General features: G+C 61.2%; 22 protein-coding genes. 18 read left to right on the top strand and 4 right to left on the bottom strand.

Going from position 1 to position 22,087, the window contains the following annotated elements; all coding sequences use genetic code 11:
• Positions 1-48: 48 nt before the first annotated feature.
• Positions 49-1,017 carry a glycosyltransferase family 2 protein gene (locus YH62_RS14830; protein ID WP_046794968.1) on the bottom strand — a complete coding sequence of 323 codons (969 nt, stop codon included), beginning with the start codon at positions 1,015-1,017 and terminating at the stop codon, positions 49-51.
• A 110-nt stretch (positions 1,018-1,127) separates the two neighbouring features.
• On the opposite strand from YH62_RS14830, the gene YH62_RS14825 reads away from it, so the two are divergent.
• The 12 genes from YH62_RS14825 to YH62_RS14775 all read left to right on the top strand — a co-directional run bounded on the left by YH62_RS14825 (position 1,128) and on the right by YH62_RS14775 (position 13,819).
• Positions 1,128-2,612, top strand: coding sequence for a lipopolysaccharide biosynthesis protein (locus YH62_RS14825; RefSeq protein WP_046794967.1), 1,485 nt, complete (start codon positions 1,128-1,130; stop codon positions 2,610-2,612).
• Positions 2,613-2,997: 385 nt separating this feature from the next.
• Positions 2,998-4,143, top strand: coding sequence for an acyltransferase (locus tag YH62_RS14820; protein WP_046794966.1), 1,146 nt, complete (start codon positions 2,998-3,000; stop codon positions 4,141-4,143).
• 8 nt (positions 4,144-4,151) lie between these two features.
• The gene (locus YH62_RS14815) at positions 4,152-4,949 is read left to right on the top strand and encodes a glycoside hydrolase family 16 protein (RefSeq protein ID WP_046795112.1); all 798 of its coding nucleotides are present in this window, start codon (positions 4,152-4,154) and stop codon (positions 4,947-4,949) included.
• A gap of 45 nt (positions 4,950-4,994) precedes the next feature.
• A complete protein-coding gene (locus tag YH62_RS14810) occupies positions 4,995-6,182 on the top strand; it encodes a glycosyltransferase (RefSeq protein WP_046794965.1) in 1,188 nt (395 codons plus the stop codon).
• A 10-nt stretch (positions 6,183-6,192) separates the two neighbouring features.
• Complete coding sequence (locus tag YH62_RS14805; RefSeq protein ID WP_046794964.1) at positions 6,193-7,215, top strand: glycosyltransferase family 2 protein; 1,023 nt, start codon at positions 6,193-6,195, stop codon at positions 7,213-7,215.
• On the top strand, positions 7,203-8,141 hold the full coding sequence (locus YH62_RS14800; protein WP_046794963.1) for a glycosyltransferase: 939 nt from the start codon (positions 7,203-7,205) through the stop codon (positions 8,139-8,141). Before YH62_RS14805 ends, YH62_RS14800 begins: the two co-directional genes overlap by 13 nt.
• Positions 8,138-9,091: a glycosyltransferase family 2 protein gene (locus YH62_RS14795; RefSeq protein WP_046794962.1), complete on the top strand. Its 954-nt coding sequence runs from the start codon at positions 8,138-8,140 to the stop codon at positions 9,089-9,091. Before YH62_RS14800 ends, YH62_RS14795 begins: the two co-directional genes overlap by 4 nt.
• A gap of 45 nt (positions 9,092-9,136) precedes the next feature.
• Positions 9,137-10,042: a UTP--glucose-1-phosphate uridylyltransferase GalU gene (gene galU, locus YH62_RS14790; protein ID WP_046794961.1), complete on the top strand. Its 906-nt coding sequence runs from the start codon at positions 9,137-9,139 to the stop codon at positions 10,040-10,042.
• Positions 10,043-10,118: 76 nt separating this feature from the next.
• On the top strand, positions 10,119-12,455 hold the full coding sequence (locus YH62_RS14785; protein ID WP_046794960.1) for a polysaccharide biosynthesis tyrosine autokinase: 2,337 nt from the start codon (positions 10,119-10,121) through the stop codon (positions 12,453-12,455).
• Positions 12,456-12,646: 191 nt separating this feature from the next.
• The gene (locus tag YH62_RS14780) at positions 12,647-13,039 is read left to right on the top strand and encodes a DUF1236 domain-containing protein (protein ID WP_046794959.1); all 393 of its coding nucleotides are present in this window, start codon (positions 12,647-12,649) and stop codon (positions 13,037-13,039) included.
• 101 nt (positions 13,040-13,140) lie between these two features.
• Positions 13,141-13,305, top strand: coding sequence for a hypothetical protein (locus YH62_RS30110; RefSeq protein WP_156176947.1), 165 nt, complete (start codon positions 13,141-13,143; stop codon positions 13,303-13,305).
• A 94-nt stretch (positions 13,306-13,399) separates the two neighbouring features.
• On the top strand, positions 13,400-13,819 hold the full coding sequence (locus YH62_RS14775) for a DUF4112 domain-containing protein (RefSeq protein ID WP_046794958.1): 420 nt from the start codon (positions 13,400-13,402) through the stop codon (positions 13,817-13,819).
• Here the strand turns inward: YH62_RS14775 and YH62_RS14770 are convergent.
• On the bottom strand, positions 13,767-15,032 hold the full coding sequence (locus YH62_RS14770) for an ROK family transcriptional regulator (RefSeq protein WP_046794957.1): 1,266 nt from the start codon (positions 15,030-15,032) through the stop codon (positions 13,767-13,769). The genes YH62_RS14775 and YH62_RS14770 overlap by 53 nt on opposite strands.
• A gap of 213 nt (positions 15,033-15,245) precedes the next feature.
• Here YH62_RS14770 and YH62_RS14765 point away from each other — a divergent pair, with 213 nt between their 5' ends.
• The 4 genes from YH62_RS14765 to YH62_RS14750 all read left to right on the top strand — a co-directional run bounded on the left by YH62_RS14765 (position 15,246) and on the right by YH62_RS14750 (position 18,928).
• The gene (locus tag YH62_RS14765; RefSeq protein WP_046794956.1) at positions 15,246-16,271 is read left to right on the top strand and encodes a sugar ABC transporter substrate-binding protein; all 1,026 of its coding nucleotides are present in this window, start codon (positions 15,246-15,248) and stop codon (positions 16,269-16,271) included.
• A gap of 157 nt (positions 16,272-16,428) precedes the next feature.
• Positions 16,429-17,508 carry an ABC transporter permease gene (locus YH62_RS14760; RefSeq protein WP_046794955.1) on the top strand — a complete coding sequence of 360 codons (1,080 nt, stop codon included), beginning with the start codon at positions 16,429-16,431 and terminating at the stop codon, positions 17,506-17,508.
• Positions 17,508-18,302, top strand: a complete 795-nt coding sequence (locus YH62_RS14755; protein WP_046794954.1) for an ATP-binding cassette domain-containing protein — start codon at positions 17,508-17,510, stop codon at positions 18,300-18,302. Before YH62_RS14760 ends, YH62_RS14755 begins: the two co-directional genes overlap by 1 nt.
• Complete coding sequence (locus YH62_RS14750; RefSeq protein WP_046794953.1) at positions 18,299-18,928, top strand: nucleoside triphosphate hydrolase; 630 nt, start codon at positions 18,299-18,301, stop codon at positions 18,926-18,928. The genes YH62_RS14755 and YH62_RS14750 overlap by 4 nt, the downstream gene beginning before the upstream one ends.
• 9 nt (positions 18,929-18,937) lie before the next feature.
• Here YH62_RS14750 and YH62_RS14745 read toward each other — a convergent pair whose 3' ends face one another.
• Entirely contained in the window at positions 18,938-19,159 is a 222-nt protein-coding gene (locus YH62_RS14745; protein ID WP_046794952.1) for a hypothetical protein, read from the bottom strand.
• A gap of 122 nt (positions 19,160-19,281) precedes the next feature.
• On the opposite strand from YH62_RS14745, the gene YH62_RS14740 reads away from it, so the two are divergent.
• Positions 19,282-19,614 carry a hypothetical protein gene (locus YH62_RS14740; protein ID WP_046794951.1) on the top strand — a complete coding sequence of 111 codons (333 nt, stop codon included), beginning with the start codon at positions 19,282-19,284 and terminating at the stop codon, positions 19,612-19,614.
• A gap of 71 nt (positions 19,615-19,685) precedes the next feature.
• The gene (locus YH62_RS14735) at positions 19,686-20,018 is read left to right on the top strand and encodes a four-helix bundle copper-binding protein (RefSeq protein WP_046794950.1); all 333 of its coding nucleotides are present in this window, start codon (positions 19,686-19,688) and stop codon (positions 20,016-20,018) included.
• Positions 20,019-20,036: 18 nt separating this feature from the next.
• Here the strand turns inward: YH62_RS14735 and YH62_RS14730 are convergent, their stop codons facing one another.
• On the bottom strand, positions 20,037-22,013 hold the full coding sequence (locus tag YH62_RS14730) for a protein-L-isoaspartate(D-aspartate) O-methyltransferase (protein WP_046794949.1): 1,977 nt from the start codon (positions 22,011-22,013) through the stop codon (positions 20,037-20,039).
• Positions 22,014-22,087 lie beyond the last annotated feature (74 nt).

The raw sequence follows: 22,087 nt of genomic DNA, 5'->3' as shown, positions 1-22,087 counted from the left end.
CTCCTCGGGAGGGTTTCTAAGAATGGATGACTGGATGTCGCCATGCGGTCAGCGCCCGGCGCGGCTGAACTTTCCGGCGCCGAGTTCGAAGGCGGCCCGCAAGAGGCCGGGATCGCGAACGGCCCAGCGTGCGAGCAGGCTCAAATCGGGCACCCTACGGCGCTTGACGAGGCCCGCCTGGCTCCACAGGGCCTGCCGCCTCGTGGTGTTCTTGTAGGAGGCGATCGACGCGACGTCTTTCGGACGTGCCGCAAAACGTTGTTCCAGGGTGTCGAGCGCGACCCAGGTATTGAATTGCTGGCGCAGGAACTGGGGCGATTGGTTGTCGATGCTGTGGAAGATGTTGAGGCCCCTGCCGCGGGTCGCACCGTCTTCGTCGCACAGCAGGGTGCGGTTCGCCTTGAGGATGCAATCGCAGAAGAACAGCACGTCCTCGGCCGCAAGGCGCAGCGACGGCTCGAAGCGGACGTTCTCAAAGAGTTTGCGTCCGATCACCATGCAGGAGAGATGCAGGAAGCTCCAGTTCTTCAGCATCACGCTTGCGAGGTCCGGCATCTCGATCACCAGCGGGGCTTCGCTGAGACGTGTGCCGCCTTCCTGCCGCTCGAGTTCCGCCATGCCGAAGTGGTAGTAGAAATCGTCGCTTGCCTGCATCGAGGCCCAGTAGCACTCTGCATCGAAGCGGGTCATGGTGTCGTAAGCGTTCTGCAGGTGATGCGGCAGCCATAGATCGTCGGAATCGAGAAGGGCCACGAAACGGGTGGAGGCCGGCACGTTATCAAGGCCCGTGTTGCGCGCGCCGCCCGGGCCGGCATTCGCCTGCTTGACCACCTTGATGCGGGATTTCTGCTCTTCTTCAAGAGGTTGAAGCTCGATATCCGCGGGGAGGGGTGACTCGTCGTCCACGACGATGATATCAAAATCCTGAAAGCTTTGCTCGAAGACCGATTTCAGCGCGCGGCGCAATATTCCGGATTCTTTCTGGTAAAATGGGATAACAACCGTGAACGTCGCCATTCTTTCGCCCCTGCTTTCTTCAAAGAATTGCCCGCCGAGGACCTCGTCGGGCTTGGGTAAGCGGCAGTTCGTGCCGTATTCCGGTAAACTCCAGCTATAGGAATCTAGATATGCCTCCAACGCAAGGCGTGAAAACGATCACGACCAACGTCGGCTGGAGCGTGCTATCAAAGACCGCGACATTCGGGCTGAAATTTGTCACGGTGCCTATTCTGGCGCGGCTGCTGACGCCGGAGGACTTTGGCGCGGTCGCGGTTGCGCTCACCGTGGTGCAGTTTCTGGCCATGATCGGCGGCGCGGGTTTGACGTCCGCCCTGGTGGTCGACAGGGAAGGGGATGACGAGACCGTCCATACGGTCTTCTGGGCGAATCTGGCCATGGCCTGCCTGATGGCGCTTGCGCTTTTCTGGTGGTCCGACGAGCTTGCTGTGCTGATGGGAGCGGCCGAAAGCGCCTATCTTTTGCGGATCATGGCACTGCTCATTCCGCTCCAGCTTGCCGGTGATGTCGCCTATTCGCTGCTCGCGCGGCAGATGAATTTCAGCAAGGATGCGGTTCTCAGCACGGTTTCCGAATGCGCCGCCGCGCTCCTCGCCGTGGCGCTCGCCTATTTCGGCTTCGGAGTATGGGCGCTCGTGGTGCAACTCTTCTCCTCCGCGCTGATCCGGCTCGTCGGCCTTTATTTCGTCTCGGGCTATGTGCCGCGCTTCGTCATGAAGCCGCGCAAGATCGTTCCCCTGCTGTCCTTCACTTCGGGTATCATGGGCTCCGAAATCGCCAATTTCGTTACTTTCCAGTCGCCGATGATCGTTATCGCGCGTCTTCTCGGCCTCAGCGATGCTGGCGCTTTTTCCGCCGCGAACCGGTTCGCCAGTATTCCCAACCAGGTCGTTCTTTCGGCCGTCATGGGCGTGCTTTTTCCGGCATTCAGCCTCATGGGCGATGACCGCAAGCGCCGCTCGGATGCCCTGATGCTGAGCACGCAGGTGACGACGGTGCTGCTGGCGCCGGCGATGTTCGGTCTGTGGGCCATCGCGGAACCGGCCATGCTGGTGCTTTTCGGTCCCCAATGGGCTTATGCCTGGCCGGTACTCGGCTTGCTGGCGGTTTCGAAGGCGATCGTCACGCCCTGCAGCACCTTCATCCCCTATCTCAAGGGCACGGGGCACGGGCAGGTCCTGTTCTGGTCGGCCGTCATCCGCGCGATCGCGACCACGGTGGCGATCGCCGGGGCCGCCTATTGGGGCGATCTCGTCGACGCCATGGTCGCGCTCTGCGTCGTCAACGCCATCACCCTCTTCGGTTATTCCTGGGCGGTCTTCAGGGTCGACGACATCCCATTCTTCAAGGGGCTGATGACCACCAGCCGTTCCATGGTGACCGCGCTTGCGATGGGGCTTGGCGTTCGGTTCTTCCTGCATGCCTTCGAATCACAGTTAACCAATCCCTATCTGCAGGTGGCGGCGGGCGGGATCGTCGGCGCCGTGCTCTATGGGGTGCTGGTGTTGGTCACCGAACGGGCGCTGCTGCGAAAAATTTTCCAGATGGTTCGCCGGCGTGGAATTGCCCCGGAGAGCGCGATCTCTTCGGCTTGAGTTTGCCTCTCAATTGCCCACATTTCGCCACATTTGAGTCGCGATGGCGCGCGTGCGCGTCTTCCCGCGGGCTCGAAACGGAACTTTTCCACATCACCGGAAATTTATTTTTGGTGATGCTGCAGTGCGGTAGAATGCAAAATAAGCACTTTCGAATTTAATCGAGGTTCCAAGCGTTCTCATGCGACTGGAGGAGCGATTTAGATCATCGGTCGATGCGTTAGGTGACACTATCATGACGGCCGTTTTCGTAAGCCCCTACAATTTTTGCTGCACCGCCACATTTTGTACCAAACTGGATATGATCCTTTTCGTTGCGGGCTCAAGTCTGCTCTGATTGAAATGGCGGTGACGGGAGGCACAGCCCCAAAAGGAGTGACTCGTTTTGACTGTCGATCAGAACATCTCCTCCCGTATCAATTTGATGCGGATCGTCCTGATCTCGGGCATTGTCTTCGTACACGTGCCTCACAATCCGGCAACGAGCCCCTTCCTGGGGGCGAATGGCCTGTTCGACTGGTTGCGGGTTTTCATCGGCGATAGCCTGTTCCGCATCGGCGTGCCGTGCCTCAGCGTAATTTCCGGCTATCTCCTGTTCCAGCGGGGGCGGCAGGCGTTCGACTATGGAAAGGTCTTGCGTTCGAAGGCGAAGACCGTCCTGCTTCCGTTTCTCCTTTGGAACGGCGTGCTTCTGGCCACCGTCCTGGCGATGCAACACGTGGGAATCGGAGATGGCTATTTCCCGGACCTGTGGAGCGCCTCGCCCCGCGAATTCGCGAGCCATGCCGTGGCAGCGGAAGGTTTCCCGATCAACCTGCCGCTCTATTTCCTGCGTGACCTGGTGGTCTGCATTCTGCTTTCTCCCATATTGGCGTTTCTGGTGCGCCGCTATGCGGCCATCACCCTGTCCGTGCTGTTCCTGCTGGCGATCCTGCCGGATGTGACCATGGGTATCGTGCTGAAGAAGTCGATCCTGTTCAGCTTCACCTTCGGCATCTTCCTTGCCCTCCGGCAATTCGATCCGAAAGCATTGGACGGATACGCGCTCGTGGGCTCCATCGCGGTTCTGGCCGCGGCCATGCTGCTCGCCATCGGGCAATATCATACCGGTCCGGATTTCCCCTTCTGGCTCGAGCTTGGCCGCAACACACTCGCGATCGTCGGCGCCATCGGGTTCTGGCTGATGTCTTCCTTCCTCATTCGAAGTTCGGTCGGCAAGAAGCTCGCAGGCACCGGAAGTCTCAGCTTCTGGATGTTCTGCGGCCATTATCCGCTGCTGGTTCTTCTCTGGATGGTCTGGAACCGGGTCGGCAGCGAAGACGCCTATCCCTATTTCTATGTCGGCGCGATCTCTCTCGTCTTTCTCGTTCTCATCGTTTCGAACCGCCTCGTTCTGCGCATGGCGCCGTCACTCTACCAGGTGCTGACGGGTAGCCGGGGGCGCAAGCGTTTGCCTCCGGGGTCAGACGAAGAACGCACACCCGTCGGCCCGAGCGTGGCCGGCGAGGCAATAGTACAACAGCAGAGGTGAACGCCATGATGAACTCCCCGCATTTTCGACGAACCTGCAAATCGGGCGCCCTCGCTCTTGCTCTAAGCTTCGGCATTGCGGCTCCGGCTGTGTCCGCTCAAGACGACGCGAACGGAACGTCCTTCGTCGAGAATTTCGATCGGCTGGATACCTCGTTCTGGTATGTCTCCGATGGATGGAGCAACGGCAGCCATCAGAACTGCACTTGGTCGAAAAAGCAGGTGAGCGTCGAAAACGGCGTGCTTCAGCTCGGGTTCGTCGAGGCGGCTGCCGGCGAGCGAAACTATGCTTGCGGCGAGATACAGACCCGAGCCCGCTTTGGCTACGGCACCTATGAGGTGCGGATGAAGACGGCCACCGGCTCCGGCCTGAACTCCGCCTTCTTCGGTTATATCGGTCCGGTGGACCAGAAGCCGCATGACGAGATCGATTTCGAAGTCCTCGGCAAGAACACCGGTGAGGTGCAGGTCAATCAGTACATCTCCGGCAAGGGCGGCAATGAAAAGCTCGTGCCTGTCGCCAACGGCGCCGACAAGGACTTCAACGATTATGCCTTCATCTGGGAAGAGAACCGTCTGCGCTATTTCGTGAACGGCGAGTTGGTGCAGGAAGTGACGGATCCGGCGAAGATCCCCTCCAACGCCCAGAAGATATTCCTGAGCCTATGGGGTTCGGATACGCTGACGAGCTGGATGGGGCCGTTCTCCTATAACGGCCCGGTTTCCATGAGCATCGACCGCGTGGCGTTCACGGCGCTCGGAGAAGACTGCCACTTTCCTGAATCCGTAGTCTGCAAGCTCGACTGAACGGGTCGGCTCTCCCCACGAAGAATGGAGTTGGAACGAGTGACCATGCATATCCTCTATCTGGCACATGATCTCGCCGATGCGGCCATCCGGCGGCGCGTGCTGACTCTCAAGACGGGAGGGGCGACGCTCACCATCGCCGGATTCGTGCGGGGGGAGAGCCTGCTGGCGGAGGATCCGGATGTCACCACCATCGAGCTCGGCAGGACCGCCGACGGCCGCTTCGCTCAGCGGATCGGTGCGGTGGTCTCCGCCCGTTCGAAGCTGAAAACCCTTCTTGCGGGCGTTCCGAAACCGGATGTCATCATCGCGCGAAACCTCGAGACGCTGGCGCTTGCCGGCAGTGCCGCCTCGCTCTTCGGTGGCGGCGTTCCGATCGTCTACGAATGCCTCGACATTCACCGGCTGCTGCTCGACGAAGGTGTAAAGGGCCGCATTCTGAGGCTGGCGGAATGGTATTATGGGCGGCATGCGCGACTGCTGATCACCAGTTCGCCGGCTTTCGTCGAAAACTACTTTAAACCTCGCTCCGCGCTGAACCTGCCGGTCCTGCTTCTTGAAAACAAGGTGCTCGAACTCGATTCCTCTTCTGCGCCGAGCCCGCCGGCCGCCCGGCCGCCGGCTCCGGGAAAGCCGTGGCGCATCGGCTGGTTCGGAGCGCTTCGCTGCCGCAAGTCGCTGGAACGCCTCGTGGAATTTGCAAGACGGATGGACGGCCGCGTGGAGATCGTTCTGCGCGGTCGGCCCGCCTACAGTGAATTTTCCGATTTCGACGCGATCGTGAAGGCAGCGCCTCATGTCGAATTCCATGGCGCCTATCGAAACCCGGAGGATCTGGCGGCGATCTATGACGACGTTCAGTTCACCTGGGCGATCGATTTCTTCGAGGAAGGGCTGAATTCCGAATGGCTTCTGCCGAACAGGCTTTACGAAGGCGGCCTGCACGGCGCCGTGCCGATTGCGCTCTCCCGGACCGAAACCGGACGCTTCGTTCAGGAGCGGGGCATAGGATTGACACTGAAAAGTGCCGATCCTGACGAACTGGTGACACTTTTTGAAACGATGGATGCCGCCCGTTACGCAACGCTCTTTACCCGCCTCGCATCGGTGGAGCGTTCGCAATGGGTAACCGGACCGGCGGAATGCCGCGCGCTTGTCGGCAAGCTCGCGGCGCTCGGCTCCGGGCGATCCTCACGGGCAACCAGCCCGGTCGTCTCAACCGTCCAATCCTGAGGTGGAAGTCATGATCTCGCGTCCTCTGCCCGATATGAAAGCGCTGATCGTCATTCCCTGCCTCAATGAGGCGGCCAATATCGCTCGCCTCCTGCGACAGTTGACCGACAGCCGCGGCAACATGAATTTCCTGATCGTCGTGGCCGATGGCGGGAGCACGGACGGCACGCGTGAGATCGTCAGCGACCTGAAGGGCGAAATTCCCGATCTCGTTCTGCTGGACAATCCGAAGCGCCTCCAAAGTGCGGCGGTCAACCTGGCCGTCGAGGGATATGGCGAGGGAAGGGACTATCTGATCCGCATCGATGCGCATGGCGATTATCCGACGGATTTCTGCCAGGTCCTTCTCCAGGAAGCCGTCGATACGGGCGCCGATTCCATCGTGGTCGCGATGGATACGATCGGCTTCGGCGCTTTCCAGAAGGCGACCGCCGTCGCCCAGAACTCCAAGCTCGGCAATGGCGGCTCGAAACATCGAAGCGGCGCAGCCGGCCAATGGGTAGACCACGGCCATCACGCGCTGATGCGCATCGCGGCGTTCCGCACGGTTGCGGGCTATGACGAGAGCTTCAGCCATAACGAGGATGCGGAACTGGATTTCCGGCTGCGAAAGGCAGGGTTCCGGATCTGGATGACCGGAAAGACCTACATGATCTACTACCCGCGTTCGAGCGCGGGCAAGCTCTTCCGGCAATATCTCGGCTATGGGCGCGGGCGCGCCAGGAACCTCATCAAGCATCGCGCGATCCCGAAGCTCAGGCAGGCGTTGCCGCTGGCGGTGGTGCCGGTCGCGATCGGCGCCTGTCTTGCCGTCCTGCACTGGTCGGCCGCCATACCCTTTCTTCTCTGGGCGGCCGCCTGCCTCGGTTACGGCTTCTGGATCGCCATCGGCCAAAGGAATGCCTACGGACCGCTTGCCGCGATCTCGGCGATGATCATGCACTTTGCCTGGTCTGCCGGGTTCTGGCTGGAACTCCTGCGCATACCTTCTCTGCGCATACCCTCACGGAGGACGACCGGATGGGCGAGCTGATCAAGCTGCAAGCGCCAACCCGCATCGATATCGGCATCTGCACTTTCCGGAGGCCGGGGCTCGAAGACACGCTCCTGTCGCTTTTCGCGCTCCGTGTGCCGGAGGGCGTCAGAATCCGCCTGATCGTCGCGGACAATGATGCCGGCCCGAGCGCCCGGTCGTTGGTCGATGGCCTGCGGCAGCAGTCGCCCTTCCAGATCGCCTATGTCCATTGCCCGAAATCGAATATTTCGATCGCGCGCAATGCATGCCTTGCCGAATGCGATGCGGACTATCTTGTTTTCATAGACGACGACGAGACGGCGTCGCCGCAATGGCTGGCCGAGCTTCTGAAGGTCGCGAGGGAAACCGGAGCCGCCGCCGTGCTCGGACCGGTTCGCTCGCTCTATGATGCGGAAGCGCCCGACTGGATGCGTCAGGGTGATTTCCATTCGACCATGCCGGTCTGGGTCGGCAAGACCATCAGGACCGGCTATACCTGCAATGTCCTGCTCGACATGCGCTCGCCGGATGTCGAAGCGCGGCGGTTCTCCCGGGCTCTCGGTCAGAGCGGCGGAGAGGACACGCAGTTCTTCTCCGATATTTTCGAAACAGGCGGTGTGATCGCCTTTGCCGAGGGCGCGCTGGTCTACGAACCTGTGCCGGCTACGCGTGCGAGCCTGAACTGGCTGGTCAAACGGCGCTTCCGCTTCGGCCAGACGCATGGGCGCATTCTCGCGGAAAAGAGCAGTTCCTTCGGTGTGCTGAAGCATGCGGTCGTGGCAGGGCTGAAAGCGGCCTATTGCGCGGTCTTTATGGCGGTGACCTGCCTTTCGCCGGTGCGCCGCAACCGCAATTTTCTCCGGGGCGTCCTGCATGTGGGTACGCTGAGCGGTGTTCTTGGAATACGTGAAATTCGGCAATACGGGACTGCGGAGGCTGCATGACGGCGAGCACGGTTTTCCCTGATGTCAGCTTCGTGATCGCCGCCTATAATTCGGAGGATACGCTTAAGCGCGCGATCGACAGCGCGCTCGCTCAGGAAGCGGTGACCGTCGAAGTTATCGTCGTGGACGATTGCTCGACGGACGGCACCGCCGATCTCGTCCGCAGATATCCCGATCCGCGGGTTCGGCTGATTTTACAGGCTCGCAACGGCGGGCCGGGCGCGGCGCGCAATGCCGGCATTGCCGCAGCATCCGGGCGATGGATAGCGACCCTCGATTCCGACGATGCCGTGCTGCCCCACCGCCTGGCGTGCATGATCGCGCGGGCCGAGGCGGCAGGCGCTCAGATCGTCGTCGATAATCTCGACGTCGTCTCCATGGACGGCTCCAGGACGACGATGTTCTCATCGGACGATCTGGAACGGCGTGGGGTGGTGACCCTTCCGGATTTCATTCGCTCGAACGTCATTTTCGAATCCACCTTCAATTTCGGCTATATGAAGCCGATCTTCGAAAGGGGCTTCCTTGTTGAGCACGGCCTCGGCTTCGATGAGGCCTTGAGGATCGGCGAGGATTACATTCTCTTCGCTTCGGCGCTTGCAAGCGGCGCACTCTGCGTCATCGAGCCGGAGGTCGGCTACATCTACCATATCCGCCAAGGGTCGATTTCGCGGGTACTCGAGCACCGCCATGTCGAGGCGATGCTCGCCGCGGACAAGGTGTTCCTGTCGCGTTTCAAACTGGATGCCGAGGCAATGGCGGCGCAATATCAACGCACCAGCAGCCTGGTGGAGGCGAGCTCCTTCCTTACGCTCGTCAACGAGATCAAGAAGCGGTCCATCGGCGGCTTTTTGAAAACCGCGCTCGAAAATCCGCGTGCCCTCCGGCATTTGCGGATGCCGATCGCAATTCGCATGCGCCGGTTGATAGGAGCGGCCGGCGCTCACTGAACTGCCACCCGGACAAAGGGCAGCCCTTCAAGAAAGGACTAAGCAATGGAGCAGAACAGACCAGTTCGGAAAGCCGTCATTCCGGTCGCCGGAAACGGAACCCGATTCCTGCCGGCCACCAAGGCGATGCCCAAGGAGATGCTGACGATCGTCGATCGTCCGGTCGTGCAATATGCGGTCGATGAGGCGATGCAAGCCGGTATCGAGCACATCATCTTCGTGACGAGCCGCAACAAAACCGCAATCGAAGACTACTTCGACAGCGCGCCCGAACTGATCGCGACGCTTACCCGTTCGGGCAAGACTACGCAGGTCACACAGCTCGAAAAGATGCTGCCGGTGGCAGGAACCGTCAGCTATACGCGCCAGCAAGTGCCGCTCGGGCTTGGACATGCGGTATGGTGCGCGCGGGAGCTGGTTGGCAACGAACCTTTCGCGCTTCTGCTTCCCGATATGGTCTCCTATGGGCGCCAGGGCTGCATGGCAGGTCTCATGGAGCTCTACGAGGAAGTCGGCGGCAATGTCATCGCGGTGGAAGAATGCGCGCCGGAGGAAACCTCCAGCTACGGCATCGTCGCAATGGGTACGTCGGTACAGCACGGTTTCGAGGTAACGGGCATGGTTGAAAAGCCGGACCCCTCCGTAGCGCCATCGAATTACTACATCAACGGACGCTACATCCTGCAGCCGGAGATTTTCGAACTGCTTGCCGGACAGGAGCGCGGCGCAGGCAACGAGATCCAGCTGACCGACAGCATGCAGCGTCTTGCAAAGACGCAATCGTTCCACGCCCATCCCTATCAGGGCCGTACGTTCGATTGCGGCAGCAAGCGCGGCTTCATCGAGGCGAATGTCGCGTTTTCCATGCTGCGCGCCGATATGAGGGATCAGCTTTCCGTATCCCTTCCGGAGATTTTGGCTTCGCACGAAACGCGGGTTCAGGCCGCCTGACGGCATTCCGCAATCGAAGGGGATGACAGGGATAACCTGTCATCCCCAAAACAGAGTCCCATAGGGTAAAATGGCCATGGACCAGGTGAATTTCCGATCGAGAGCGGTGTTTCCGAGCGAACCTCGGGAAAACGATACCTTCATTGATCTCGACAAGCTCTGGGCTGCGGCAGTGCGCCGTGCCGGCGTAATCGCGGCATGCGTCGGAGCTGCGGTGGTTCTGGCCGGTCTCTATCTCTTCATGGCGCAGCCGATGTACTCGGCCATGACCCAGATCCTGGTGGACGACGATCTTTCCCGCTATGCGGAGGAAGAGCAGAACGCTCAGACCAGCCAGCAGATCGACAATCGCATGTCGAGTGCGGTGGAAATCTTGAAATCCAAGGCGCTTGCCCTCAGGGTCGTGGATGACGCGGGCCTCGCGGAGAACGAATTGCTGGTCAACCCGCCGCAATCTCCGGCCGCTCTCGTCAAGGGCAGCATCAAGAGCATCGTCTCCCTGCTGACACCCGGCAAGCCGCCGGTTTCTGAGGAGGCGGCAAGGGCCGGACGCCGGGAGATGGTGGCCGCCGTCCTGCAGCAGTCGCTGACCGTGGAACGGGTGGGCCGCAGCTCGGTGATCGCGGTCTCGATCCGCTCTCCCGATCCGCAGCTTTCCGCTATGATGGCGCGCACCTATGCCAGCTCCTATCTGGAAGAGCAGCTCAACGCCAATTTCGACGCGACGGAGCGGGCCTCCGTCTGGTTGCAGGAAAGGCTCAACGATCTCAACACGCGCTCGCAGGAAGCGGCGATGGCGGTTGAAAAATACAAGATCGAAAAAGGGCTGATATCGCCGCGCGGCGAACTCCTGTCCTCGCAGCAATTGTCCGATCTCAACAGCCAGCTCATCGTCGCGCAGGCCGATGCGGCGACGGCCTCGGCGCGCTATAACCAGTACAGGGCGATCATCGACCAGGGGCCGGAGTCGGCTGTCAACAATGCGGTCGTCTCCTCGCGAGATGCCGACAATTCGGTCCTCCAGGACCTGCGCAAGCGTTACACCGCCATTACCGAACGTGAGCAGGGCATCATCCAGCAATTCGGAGCAGACCACCCTCAGGCCGTCGCGCTGAAGGGGGAAAAGAACGACGTCTCCAACCAGATTTATCGCGAGCTCCAGAACCTCACGGGCAGTTTCCGCAACGAATACGAAGTGGCGAGCTCGCGTGAGAGATCGCTGAGGGAAAGCATCGATCGCGTGGCCGGCCACAATTCCGAAGCCAATGTCGAAATGGTGCAGCTGCGGGAGCTGGAGCAGAAGGCGGCGGCGCTTAAAACGCTCTACGAATCTTATCTCGGGCGCTTCGAGGAGGCGTCGCAGCGGCAGTCCTTTCCGATCGCCAAGGCTCGCGTGATCTCCGACGCAGGCGTGCCGACCGCGCCCTCCAGTCCGCGCAAGACAATGACCATGGCGCTTTCCCTGGTGCTTGGCCTGATGGCGGGCGGCGCGCTTGCGACGCTTCTGGAGTTTCGCGAGCGGTTCTTCCGCACGGGTCAGGACGTTCAGGACAAGCTCGGCGTCCGGTTCCTTGGCTATCTGCCGCTGATCGGCGGCCAACAGACGGCCGAAACACCCGGAACATCCGCCAAGGAAGAGACCGACGAGGCGCGGCTGCCCGAAGGGGACCCGATCTCGCTTCGGAAGATGATGCGTATTTCCGTCGATGCGCCTCGATCGAGTTTCGCCGAGACACTGCGCAACACCAAACTCGCTTCCGATATCGTGCTGCAGGGCAGAACCTGCCGGGTGATCGGCGTCGTCTCCTCGCTGCCGGGCGAAGGAAAATCCACCGTCGCAGCGAATTTCGCCGGTCTGGTCGCCGCTTCAGGGCTGCGAACGCTGGTGATCGACGGTGACCTTCGCAATCCCGGCCTCAGCCGCATGCTGGCGACGGAGCCTCAGGTGGGTCTTGTCGAGGTCATCCTGGGGGAGACGCCCTGGACGAGTGCTGCGCGCGTCGACCGCCGCACGCGGCTGACGATCATGCCGATGACCTCGCGCAGCAAGAAGCTTGCCCATACAAGCGAACTCCTCGCTTCGCAGGGCATGAGCAAGTTCCTGGAGACGGTGAGCGAAAAGTTCGATGTCATCGTCGTCGACCTCGCGCCGCTCGTTCCGGTGATCGACGCCAAGGCGTTCGCCCATCACGTGGACGGGTTCGTCTTCGTGACGGAATGGGGTGTCACACCGGCCAAGACCGTTCAGAATGTCCTCAACAGCGAGCCGCAGATCGCCTCGAAACTGATCGGCGTGATCCTCAACAAGACGGATATGGAAGACCTGCATCGCTACGCCGATCCAGGCGCGCCGGAGCGGTTCCGCGAGCGATACCTGTCATACTATGGGGAAGAGGCGAGCCTGAAAGGATAGGCCGGATCCAAATCCGTGCCGACCGAACGAGGCCGCGCCGCGAGGCGCGGCCTTTTCGCTGCGGCTCGCCTGCCGGCCGAAGGTAAGGCGCTTCTATCGGTCAAAAGTCCGATGCCTCAAGGCAAAGGTCCGAAACAGGAACGGCCTTGAACAGCAGGCGTTTTCCGATCAAGCATGAAAGGAGAATTGCCATGAAAAAGCTGCTTATCATGTCGGCTGCGATCCTTAGCCTTGCCTCGGTGGCACAGGCGCAGGAAAGCACGGTCAACGGTGCGGTGGGCGGTGCCGTGACGGGAGCCATCATCGGCGGGCCGGTTGGCGCTGCGGTTGGCGGCGCCGTGGGCGCGGTCGCCGGTACGGCCATCGATCCGCCACCGGACAGGGTCGTGACCTATGTGCGCGAACAGCCGTTGCCGCCGCAGGCCGTGATCGTCGAACAGCCCGTGGTCGTGGGCAGGCCCATTCCGGAGCAGGTGGTGCTGATGCCTGTCCCCGAGGAACCTGCCTATGCCTATGCTGTCGTCAACGAACAGCGGGTGATCGTCGATCCTGGCAGCCGCACGGTCCTTCCAAGAGCGGCGTGAAGTTTCCCTTTCACCGCGAACCTCACGCCGCTCCCTTGTCGATGGTTAATGGCGCACTAATTGAGCCATCCCAAACTCCCTAAAAATCAAGGGGTATTCCTATGCCGGACGAAAAATCGAAAGAACCTGTAACCACCGAGGAAATGGAAGCCGAGCCGGCGCACGACGCTGCCGCCGAAGCAGCCCTGGCGGAGATAACCCGCCGCCTCGCCGAGCTTGCCGAAGAGGCGAAGAGCCTGGCGGACCAGCCTCCGAAGGAAGCCTAGAACCCAAGCCGCTCTTTGGCCACTCTTCTGGAAATACCCGCTTGCCATCGCCATCTGCTCATTCGAGCAGGTAACGGCCTGAGGAGGCCACGTGATGACCAGCACTGCCCATGCAGCCGGGTTCGGCGGGCGAACACAGGATTTCGAAGGTATCGAGCGGCTGCGCCGGTTACGACGAGTTTCAGCGCTCGCGCGGCTCATGGATACGGCGATCCGCGTGCCCGGCACGAACATCCGCTTCGGCGCCGATTCCGTTCTCGGACTTTTGCCGGTCGTCGGTGACGCCAGCGGTGCGCTCATCGGTCTGCTGATCATCAACGAGGCGCGCCGGTTCGGTCTTCCGAAGGAGAAGATGGCGCAGATGTTCGGCAATCTCGCCGCCGATGCGGTCGCCGGCAGCGTGCCGGTCATCGGCGACCTGTTCGATATCTACTTCAAATCACATCGGCGAAACGTGAAGATCATCCTCGATCACTTTGGACTGGATGAGGCCGATCTGAGGCGATCTCCTTGAACAGCACGCTCTGATCGGTGAGATAGCGGGCAAAGATCGGCAGGCTGGCACCGCCGACCGCGCGGGCCTGGGGGCCGACCGCGCCCTCGACGATTTCGGGCATGACGACGCCCTGGAGATCAAGCTTTCTCGCCTCCTCGATTGTCGCCCGTACGATCCGTTCGCGCACCCAGTCCGGAAAACCGCCGTCGATCACCGCGGCGCTGAAATCGATGATGGAAGCCGCGGCCACGATCGCTTGCGCCAGCGCCTTCGCGGTTTCCTGAATCCAGTTTTCCAAGGGCTCGCCGAAATCGATCCACTCGTCGGCCGAGTACCACAGCGGCTCGGGATCGATGCCCTTTTCCTGCAGCATTCTTTCCAGCACGAAAATGGAGGCGATCTCCAGGAGCTGCCGCGTCTCGCCGTTCTTTCCGCGTACGGGAAGCGGTCCAACCGCGCCAGCGGTTCCGGTGCGGCCGGAAAATATCGCCGAATTCAGCACGATGCCGCCGCCGATGAAGGAGCCGATGAAGAAATAGACGAAATCCGGGTAGGAGGGGCCGATGCCGAAGACGAGTTCGGCTCCACAAGCGCTGGTGGCGTCGTTCTGCAGATAGACGGGATAGGAAATTCTGGCGGATGCCTCCGCCTGGAGGTCGAAATTCCGCCAGACCTCCATTGCCCCTTCGGGCGCGCCCACTTCCTTCGCCCAGTTCCAGAGTTCGAAGGGGGCTGCGATACCGATGCCGGCAATGCGGCCGCGCTGCTTTTCATCGAGCTTGGCCTCGAGCGACGAGATACCCTTCGTGATGAAGGCCATGATGCGGTCCGGCAGAGGAAAGGCGAAGGTCTCGTGAAGCTGGAGGCGGATACGCCCGACGAAATCCATCAATACGAGGTCTGCGCTGCGGCGGCCGATCTTGACCCCGAAGGAAAAGACAGCATCCGGATTGAGCTGCATGGGGATGGATGGCTGGCCCACCTTGCCGCGCACGGGCGCGCCGCGCAGCAGCAAGCCTTCCTTTTCGAGCGAACGCATGATGACGGATGCGGTCTGGGCGGAAAGCCCGCTGCGCCTGGCGATTTCCGCCTTGGACAGCGATCCGTGGAGGCGGATAAGCGAAAGAACGAGCCGCTCGTTATAGGCGCGCACGCGCACCTGATTGGCTCCGCCGGCCGGTGTCAGCGTCGGCGAAAACACGGATGTGTGAAGCGTATCCTCCATGGACATTGGCATAACCTCCCGATGCCACGCCTGTCCAACCTTTACGTCCTTCCAATTAATAATTCAATCGGATTTATTTATTGACAAGAATTTCAAATCCCCCTTAATTAGCGGGTGCAAGGGCGCGGCGGCTTGGAGGAAGCCTTGAGCGATTCTGCGGCTTGGACCGCGCCTGATAGTTCTTGAACCGCTTTGTCGGCAATTCTGGGAGGAGAAATCATGAAGAAGACCGTTCTATCCGCCGCCTTCGGTGCGCTTGCGCTGGGTGTCGCCTTTTCAGGGCCTGCATCGGCCCAGGGCGTATCCGCCTGCCTCATCACCAAAACCGATACCAATCCGTTCTTCGTGAAGATGAAGGAAGGCGCGACCGCCAAGGCAAAGGAGCTCGGCGTGACGCTGAAATCCTACGCGGGCAAGATCGACGGCGACAGCGAAAGCCAGGTCGCGGCGATCGAGACCTGCATTGCCGATGGGGCAAAGGGCATCCTCATCACGGCTTCCGACACCAAGGGTATCGTGCCGAACATCAAGAAGGCGCGCGATGCGGGCCTCCTGGTGATTGCGCTCGACACCCCGCTCGAGCCGATCGACGCAGCCGACATGACGTTCGCCACCGACAACCTGCTCGCCGGCAAGCTGATCGGCCAGTGGGCGAAGGAAACGCTGGGCGATGCTGCGAGCGAGGCGAAGGTTGCCTTCCTCGATCTGACGCCGTCGCAGCCCTCGGTCGACGTCCTGCGCGACCAGGGCTTCATGATGGGCTTTGGCATCGACACGAAGGATGCCAACCGCATCGGCGACGAGGACGATCCGCGGATCGTCGGCCACGACATCACCAACGGGAACGAAGAGGGTGGCCGTACGGCGATGGAAAACCTTCTCCAGAAGGACCCGACCATCAACGTCGTCCACACCATCAACGAGCCGGCCGCCGCCGGCGCCTATGAGGCGCTGAAGGCAGTTGGCCGCGAAAAGGACGTCCTCATCGTTTCAGTCGACGGCGGCTGCCCGGGCGTCAAGAACGTCGCGGAAGGCGTGATCGGAGCAACCTCGCAGCAGTATCCCCTGCAGATGGCCGCACTCGGCATCGAGGCGATCAAGAAGTTCGCCGATACCGGCGAGAAGCCGAAGCCGACCGAAGGCAAGGATTTCTTCGATACCGGCGTGACGCTGGTGACCGACAAGCCCGTTTCCGGCGTGCAGTCGATCGACACCAAGGAAGGCTTGGCCAAGTGCTGGGGCTGATGCCCGGCTGACACTCGCGCGGGGTGCTTCGGCATCCCCGCGACCTTTCACCGATTTTTGACAGTGCGCTGAAGAAGGCGCAGCATAAGCCCGTCCCGCCAAGGGTCTTGTCCTGGTTGGATTTACCGTGGGAGCGGGCTTGAGGCGGAGGAAACTCATGAGCGACCCAACGGCGGCCGCGCCGCATCACGATTACGAAAAGGTCCTGAAGGACAGTTCCACCGAGATCGCGTCATTCGACGCCAACGAACGCTCGGCGGTTCAGAAGTTCCGGCATTTCCTGCATACGAGCCCTTCGGCCGTGTCGCTCATCGTGCTCATCATCTCGCTTCTGATCTTCGGATCGCTGCTCGGCACCAAGTTCTTTTCGGCCTTTTCGTTGACGCTGATCCTTCAGCAGGTGGCGATTACCGGCATCGTGGGAGCCGCGCAGACGCTCGTCATCATGACGGCCGGCATCGACCTTTCGGTAGGGGCCATGATGGTTCTGTCATCGGTGGTGATGGGTCAGTTCGTGTTCCGTTACGGCCTGCCGCCGGAAATCGCCATTCTCTGCGGTTTCGGCGTCGGCGCGCTCTGCGGCTATATCAACGGGGTTCTGGTGGCGCGCATGAAGCTGCCGCCCTTCATCGTGACGCTCGGCATGTGGCAGATCGTGCTCGCGACCAACTTCCTCTATTCTGCCAATGAAACGATCCGGTCGCAGGATATAGAGACGACGGCACCGATCCTGCAGTTCTTCGGCAGCACGTTTCGGATCGGCGGAGCGGTGTTTACCTATGGCGTGATCGCCATGGTGCTGCTGGTCGCATTCCTCTGGTACGTGCTGAACCACACGCCGTGGGGCCGGCATCTCTATGCCGTCGGCGACGATCCGGATGCGGCCGAGCTTTCCGGCGTCAACGTCAAGCGCATGCTTATCTCGGTCTACACAATGTCCGGCCTCATCTGCGCGCTCGCCGGCTGGGCCCTTATCGGCCGCATCGGTTCGGTTTCTCCGACGGCCGGACAGTTCGCCAATATCGAATCCATCACGGCAGTGGTGATCGGCGGCATTTCCCTCTTCGGCGGACGAGGCTCCGTTCTGGGAATGATGTTCGGCGCGCTCATCGTCGGCGTCTTCTCGCTGGGCCTGCGCCTTCTCGGCACGGATGTGCAGTGGACCTATCTCCTCATCGGCGTCCTCATCATCGTCGCCGTGGCAGTGGACCAGTGGATCAGAAAGGCGTCCGTCTGATGGCTCAGGAACAGAACAGGCAACCCATCCTCTCCGCTCGCGGGTTGGTGAAGCGTTACGGCCGCGTCACAGCCCTCGACCATGCCGATTTCGATCTCTATCCCGGAGAAATCCTGGCCGTGATCGGCGACAACGGCGCGGGGAAGTCCTCGCTCATCAAGGCGATTTCCGGCGCTATCCGTCCCGACGAGGGCGAGATCCAGATGGAGGGCAAGGAGGTGCATTTCTCCTCGCCCATGGAAGCTCGTGAAGCCGGCATCGAAACGGTCTACCAGAATCTCGCCCTTTCACCGGCGCTTTCGATCGCCGACAACATGTTCCTGGGGCGGGAGATCCGCAAACCGGGCATCATGGGCAAGGTTTTCCGCAAGCTCGACCACGGCGCGATGGAAAAATTCGCACGCGCCAAGCTCTCGGAACTCGGGCTGATGACCATCCAGAATATCAATCAGGCGGTCGAGACGCTTTCCGGCGGTCAGCGCCAGGGGGTTGCCGTCGCGCGCGCGGCCGCCTTCGGGTCCAAGGTCATCATCCTTGACGAGCCGACAGCGGCGCTCGGCGTAAAGGAAAGCCGGAGGGTGCTGGAGCTGATCTCGGACGTGCGGCAGCGGGGCATCCCGATCGTGCTCATCTCTCACAACATGCCGCATGTCTTCGAGGTGGCGGACCGCATCCACATTCACCGCCTCGGCAAGCGGCTCACCGTCATCAATCCCAAGGACTACACGATGTCCGACGCGGTGGCCCTGATGACGGGCGCGAAGGCGGTGACCCCGGAAACCGTGCCGGCATGAACCGACGCCTGGACGATATTGCGGACGATCTCATCGGCCGGGCGGGCGACGCGCGCCGTTTCCTGATCGCCGTCGCCGGGCCTCCGGGGGCGGGAAAGTCGACCTTCGCGGATAAGCTCGTCCAGGCCCTTCGCGGCAAGGGCGAGCAAGCCGAGGTTCTGCCGATGGACGGCTTTCACATGGATGATGCCGTCCTTAAGGAAAAGGGCCTGCTATCACGCAAGGGTGCGCCGGAGACCTTCGACATTCGCGGTTTGACCGATATCCTCACGGCGGTGCGACAGGCTGAAGAAGAGGTTCTGGTGCCGGTCTTCGAACGCAGCCGCGAGCTTGCGGTCGCCGCGGCCCGCATCATTTCTCCGAAGCATCGTTTCATCGTCGTCGAGGGCAATTATCTGCTGCTCAAGGAAGAACGCTGGGCGGGGCTTGCGGGGCTTTTCGACTATTCGATCATGCTCACGCCGCCGCACGATGTGCTGGAGCAAAGGCTGGTCGACCGCTGGCGTCATTTTGGCCTGTCGGAGGATGCCGTCGAAACCAAGGTTGCGGGCAATGATCTCCCCAATGGTCACTTGATCCTTGCGGGATCGCGGACCGCCGATCTGACACTTGCAGGAGTCGAGTGACGCATCCGATTACTCGGAGCCCTTTTGCGAAGCCTCGATCCGCTCCTGCACTTCCTTCTTGAGCTTTTCGCGAGGGTTCTCCGTCAATTTCTCCTTCATTCGTTCGATCTGCCGGTCATCGGCTTCGATCGGGCTGCCTGAATCGTCCGGAATACCGGGACCGCTCTGGGCGATCGATGCGGATTTCGGGCGGTCGTTAAGGCCGGTCGTGATCTTGCTGTTGCCTGGCATGGTGGCACCTCCTTCGGTCTCTCATCGTCAAGACCGGAACCGGCGCCTCACGCGATGGTTCCCGCGCGTCCGACGGAACAGTCCTCCTCTGCAACGGTTGGAATCGCTGAAGGAGGCAAATAATGTTCAGGCAGAGAGAATGGGTTCGGATTGCCGCTGCGGTCTCGCTGATCGCGGTGAGCTTCTTTGCGCCGCAATCCGGCTTTGCCGAGGAAAGAAGACCGGCAAACGGAGATTGCGCCGTGCCGGACGATAGCCAGCCTCGAGATCGCTCCGAATCCAACGGGCAAAATCTTTCCCGGAAGCTCGACCGCTGCAATGGTGAGCTGAAGGCGCCTGATGTCGGCGACAGCGACCTTGTGGAACCCGCTCCTCCGGTCGGCAATACACCCGTCATAAGGCCGAATGATTTGCCGCCCCATCGCAATCCCTCCAACAATCCAGGCGGGGGATAAGCCCTTCGTGGAACTTACGACGTTCAGCCCGGTTCGGCCGTTTTACCCCGCTGAAGACCAAGGAGGCCGCCATGGCTCATATCGATCCGGGCATGAGGGAATGCATCGACGAGTGTTTGAGCTGCTACAGCATCTGCCTGTCCACGGCGATGAAGCATTGCCTGGAAATGGGCGGCAAACATACCGAGCCACCGCATTTCCGCCTGATGATGGCATGCGCCGAAATTTGCCGGACCTCGGCCCATTTCATGCTGATCGGCACGCCACATCACAAGCACACATGCCGCGAATGTGCCGAGATCTGCGCCGAATGCGCAGATGACTGCGAGCGGGTAGGCGACATGCAGGAATGCGTCGATGCCTGCCGCAGATGTGCGGAAAGCTGCCGGCGCATGACGGCGTAACGCACGTGCATCACCCTCTCACAGGCCGAATGGATAGGTCTCCGGTTGCCCTTCGCGGGGATGCTCCGGTCCCAGCGGGATGACCGGAGTGGTCCTATCGAACCAGACGAAAGCGTCGAACTGCCTGGCGAGCGAGGCATACATATAGTGGCTCAATCGTTCCGTTTCGGGCCGGTAGATGACTCCGATAAAGCGTTCCAGCAGCGGTTCCTCGAGACGCTTCCTGAGCGCTTCATCCCTTTCGAAATCCAGCAGAAACCGTTCCTCACCCGCCTGATGGAACAGTTCCTCGAAACTGTCGCGCATCGCGGGACGGATGGTCTTGACCTCCATGTCGCCGTCCCAGTCGCTCGCGGCGGCAACCTCACCCTCATGCGTGCTGAAGCCGATCAAGGCGGCCTGATTGCCGAAGCGCTCGCGGCAGAGCTGACCGATATTCACCTCCTCGCGCGCGCTGCCCATGTCGGTGTGGCGGGCGTCGCCGATATGGGAATTATGCGCCCAGACGACGGCCTTTGCCTCCGGGCTGCGCGCGAAAAGCACATGTTCCAGCGTCTCGAACATATGCGTATCCCGCAGGTTCCAGGACTCCGCCCCGCCGTAATACATTATGCGATAATAGCGTTCCGCGGAAGCGATCAGCCTGGCGTTCTGAGTGGCGTCCAGCAGGTCGTCCCCATCTTCGGAGGCGCTGTCGAGCTGGCGCCCGAGCATTTCCCGGCATTGGGCGATCACCGCCTCCTCGCATCTGCCGTAACCTTCGGTCAGCGCCGCGCGCCCATAGGTGGAAGGCTCGTTCTGCCAGGGGGTCAGGCAGCCGTAACGCTGCCGAGCGATCTTCGCCGCTTCCGCATCGGTCCGGTCGAGATAGGCAAGAACGGCTGAGATCGATGCGCTCATATTGTAGATGTCGAGGCCGTAAAAGCCGGCCCGGTGCTCGGGATCGGCAATCGAGAGGTTATGTGCGCGCATCCAGCCGATGAAATCCGCCATTTCACGATTGCGCCACATCCAGGTGGGGAAGCGCTGGAAAGGCAGTTCCTTCGCCCGCCCGCCGGCACGATCCCTGACATGGCGGTCGATCGCGCTCGCATCCGGCCAGTCGGCCTCGACGGCGACGATGGTGAAGCCATGCTTCTCAATGAGGCGGCGGGTGATCGCCGCGCGGGCACGGTAGAATTCAGAGGTGCCGTGGCTCGCCTCGCCAAGGAGCACGACACGCCGGTTGCCGTAGCGATCGAACAGCCGGCCGAAAGCGGGATCATCGAAATCCGGCAGCACTTCGGCCACCTCGGCGATCCGTTGCGGCAGGGTGGGAGCGCGCGCCGGCCTCAACCGTCCGAAGCGGTCATCTCTCCAGCCCTGTTCGCCGATGAGCGGCACGAAGCGCACGCCGCCGAAATCCTCCTCTTCGAAGGTCGTCGCGCTCATGCGGGTGATCCGGACGAGCCGCTGTTCTCCAGCCGAGCCGATCGGGATGATCAGGCGTCCGCCGATCTCGAGTTGTTCCTTGAGGGCCTGTGGGGCCGTCGGCCCGCCCGCTGCAACCAGGATCGCATCGAAGGGGGCGGCTTCAGGCCAACCTTTGGTGCCGTCGCCTACCTGTACGGCGATATTCTCGAAACCGAGCCGCTTGAAGCGCTGCCGGGCCTGAGCGCCGAGACTGGCATATCGCTCGATCGTATAGACCTGCTCGGCGATCCGGCTTATGACCGCCGCCGCATAGCCGGAACCCGTTCCGACCTCAAGCACAGTATCGCCAGGGACGATATGCGCCTTCTCGATCATCAGCGCCACGATATAGGGCTGGGAAATGGTTTGGCCTTCGCCGATCGTCAGCGGCGAATCCTCGTAGGCGAATTCCTCGAAGCCGGGTTCGACGAAGGCTTCCCGCGGAACCTCGCGCATGGCGGTGAGCACATGCGTATCCTTCAAGCCTCGTCCGGCCAAGTGAACGTCGACCATTCGGTTTCGGGCATAGGAGAGGTCCAGCATGATGTCAGCCTCGGCTTGGAGAAGAAGCGGCTTTCCGTTCTGCTAACATTTTGCAGAGAGATAGGTTTCAGTGC

It is taken from the genome of Rhizobium sp. LC145 (assembly GCF_001005825.1).
In the GTDB taxonomy this organism is placed as follows: domain Bacteria; phylum Pseudomonadota; class Alphaproteobacteria; order Rhizobiales; family Rhizobiaceae; genus Neorhizobium.
The sequence above is the reverse complement of the archived record's forward strand: the minus strand, read 5'-3'. Positions and strand labels throughout refer to the sequence as shown.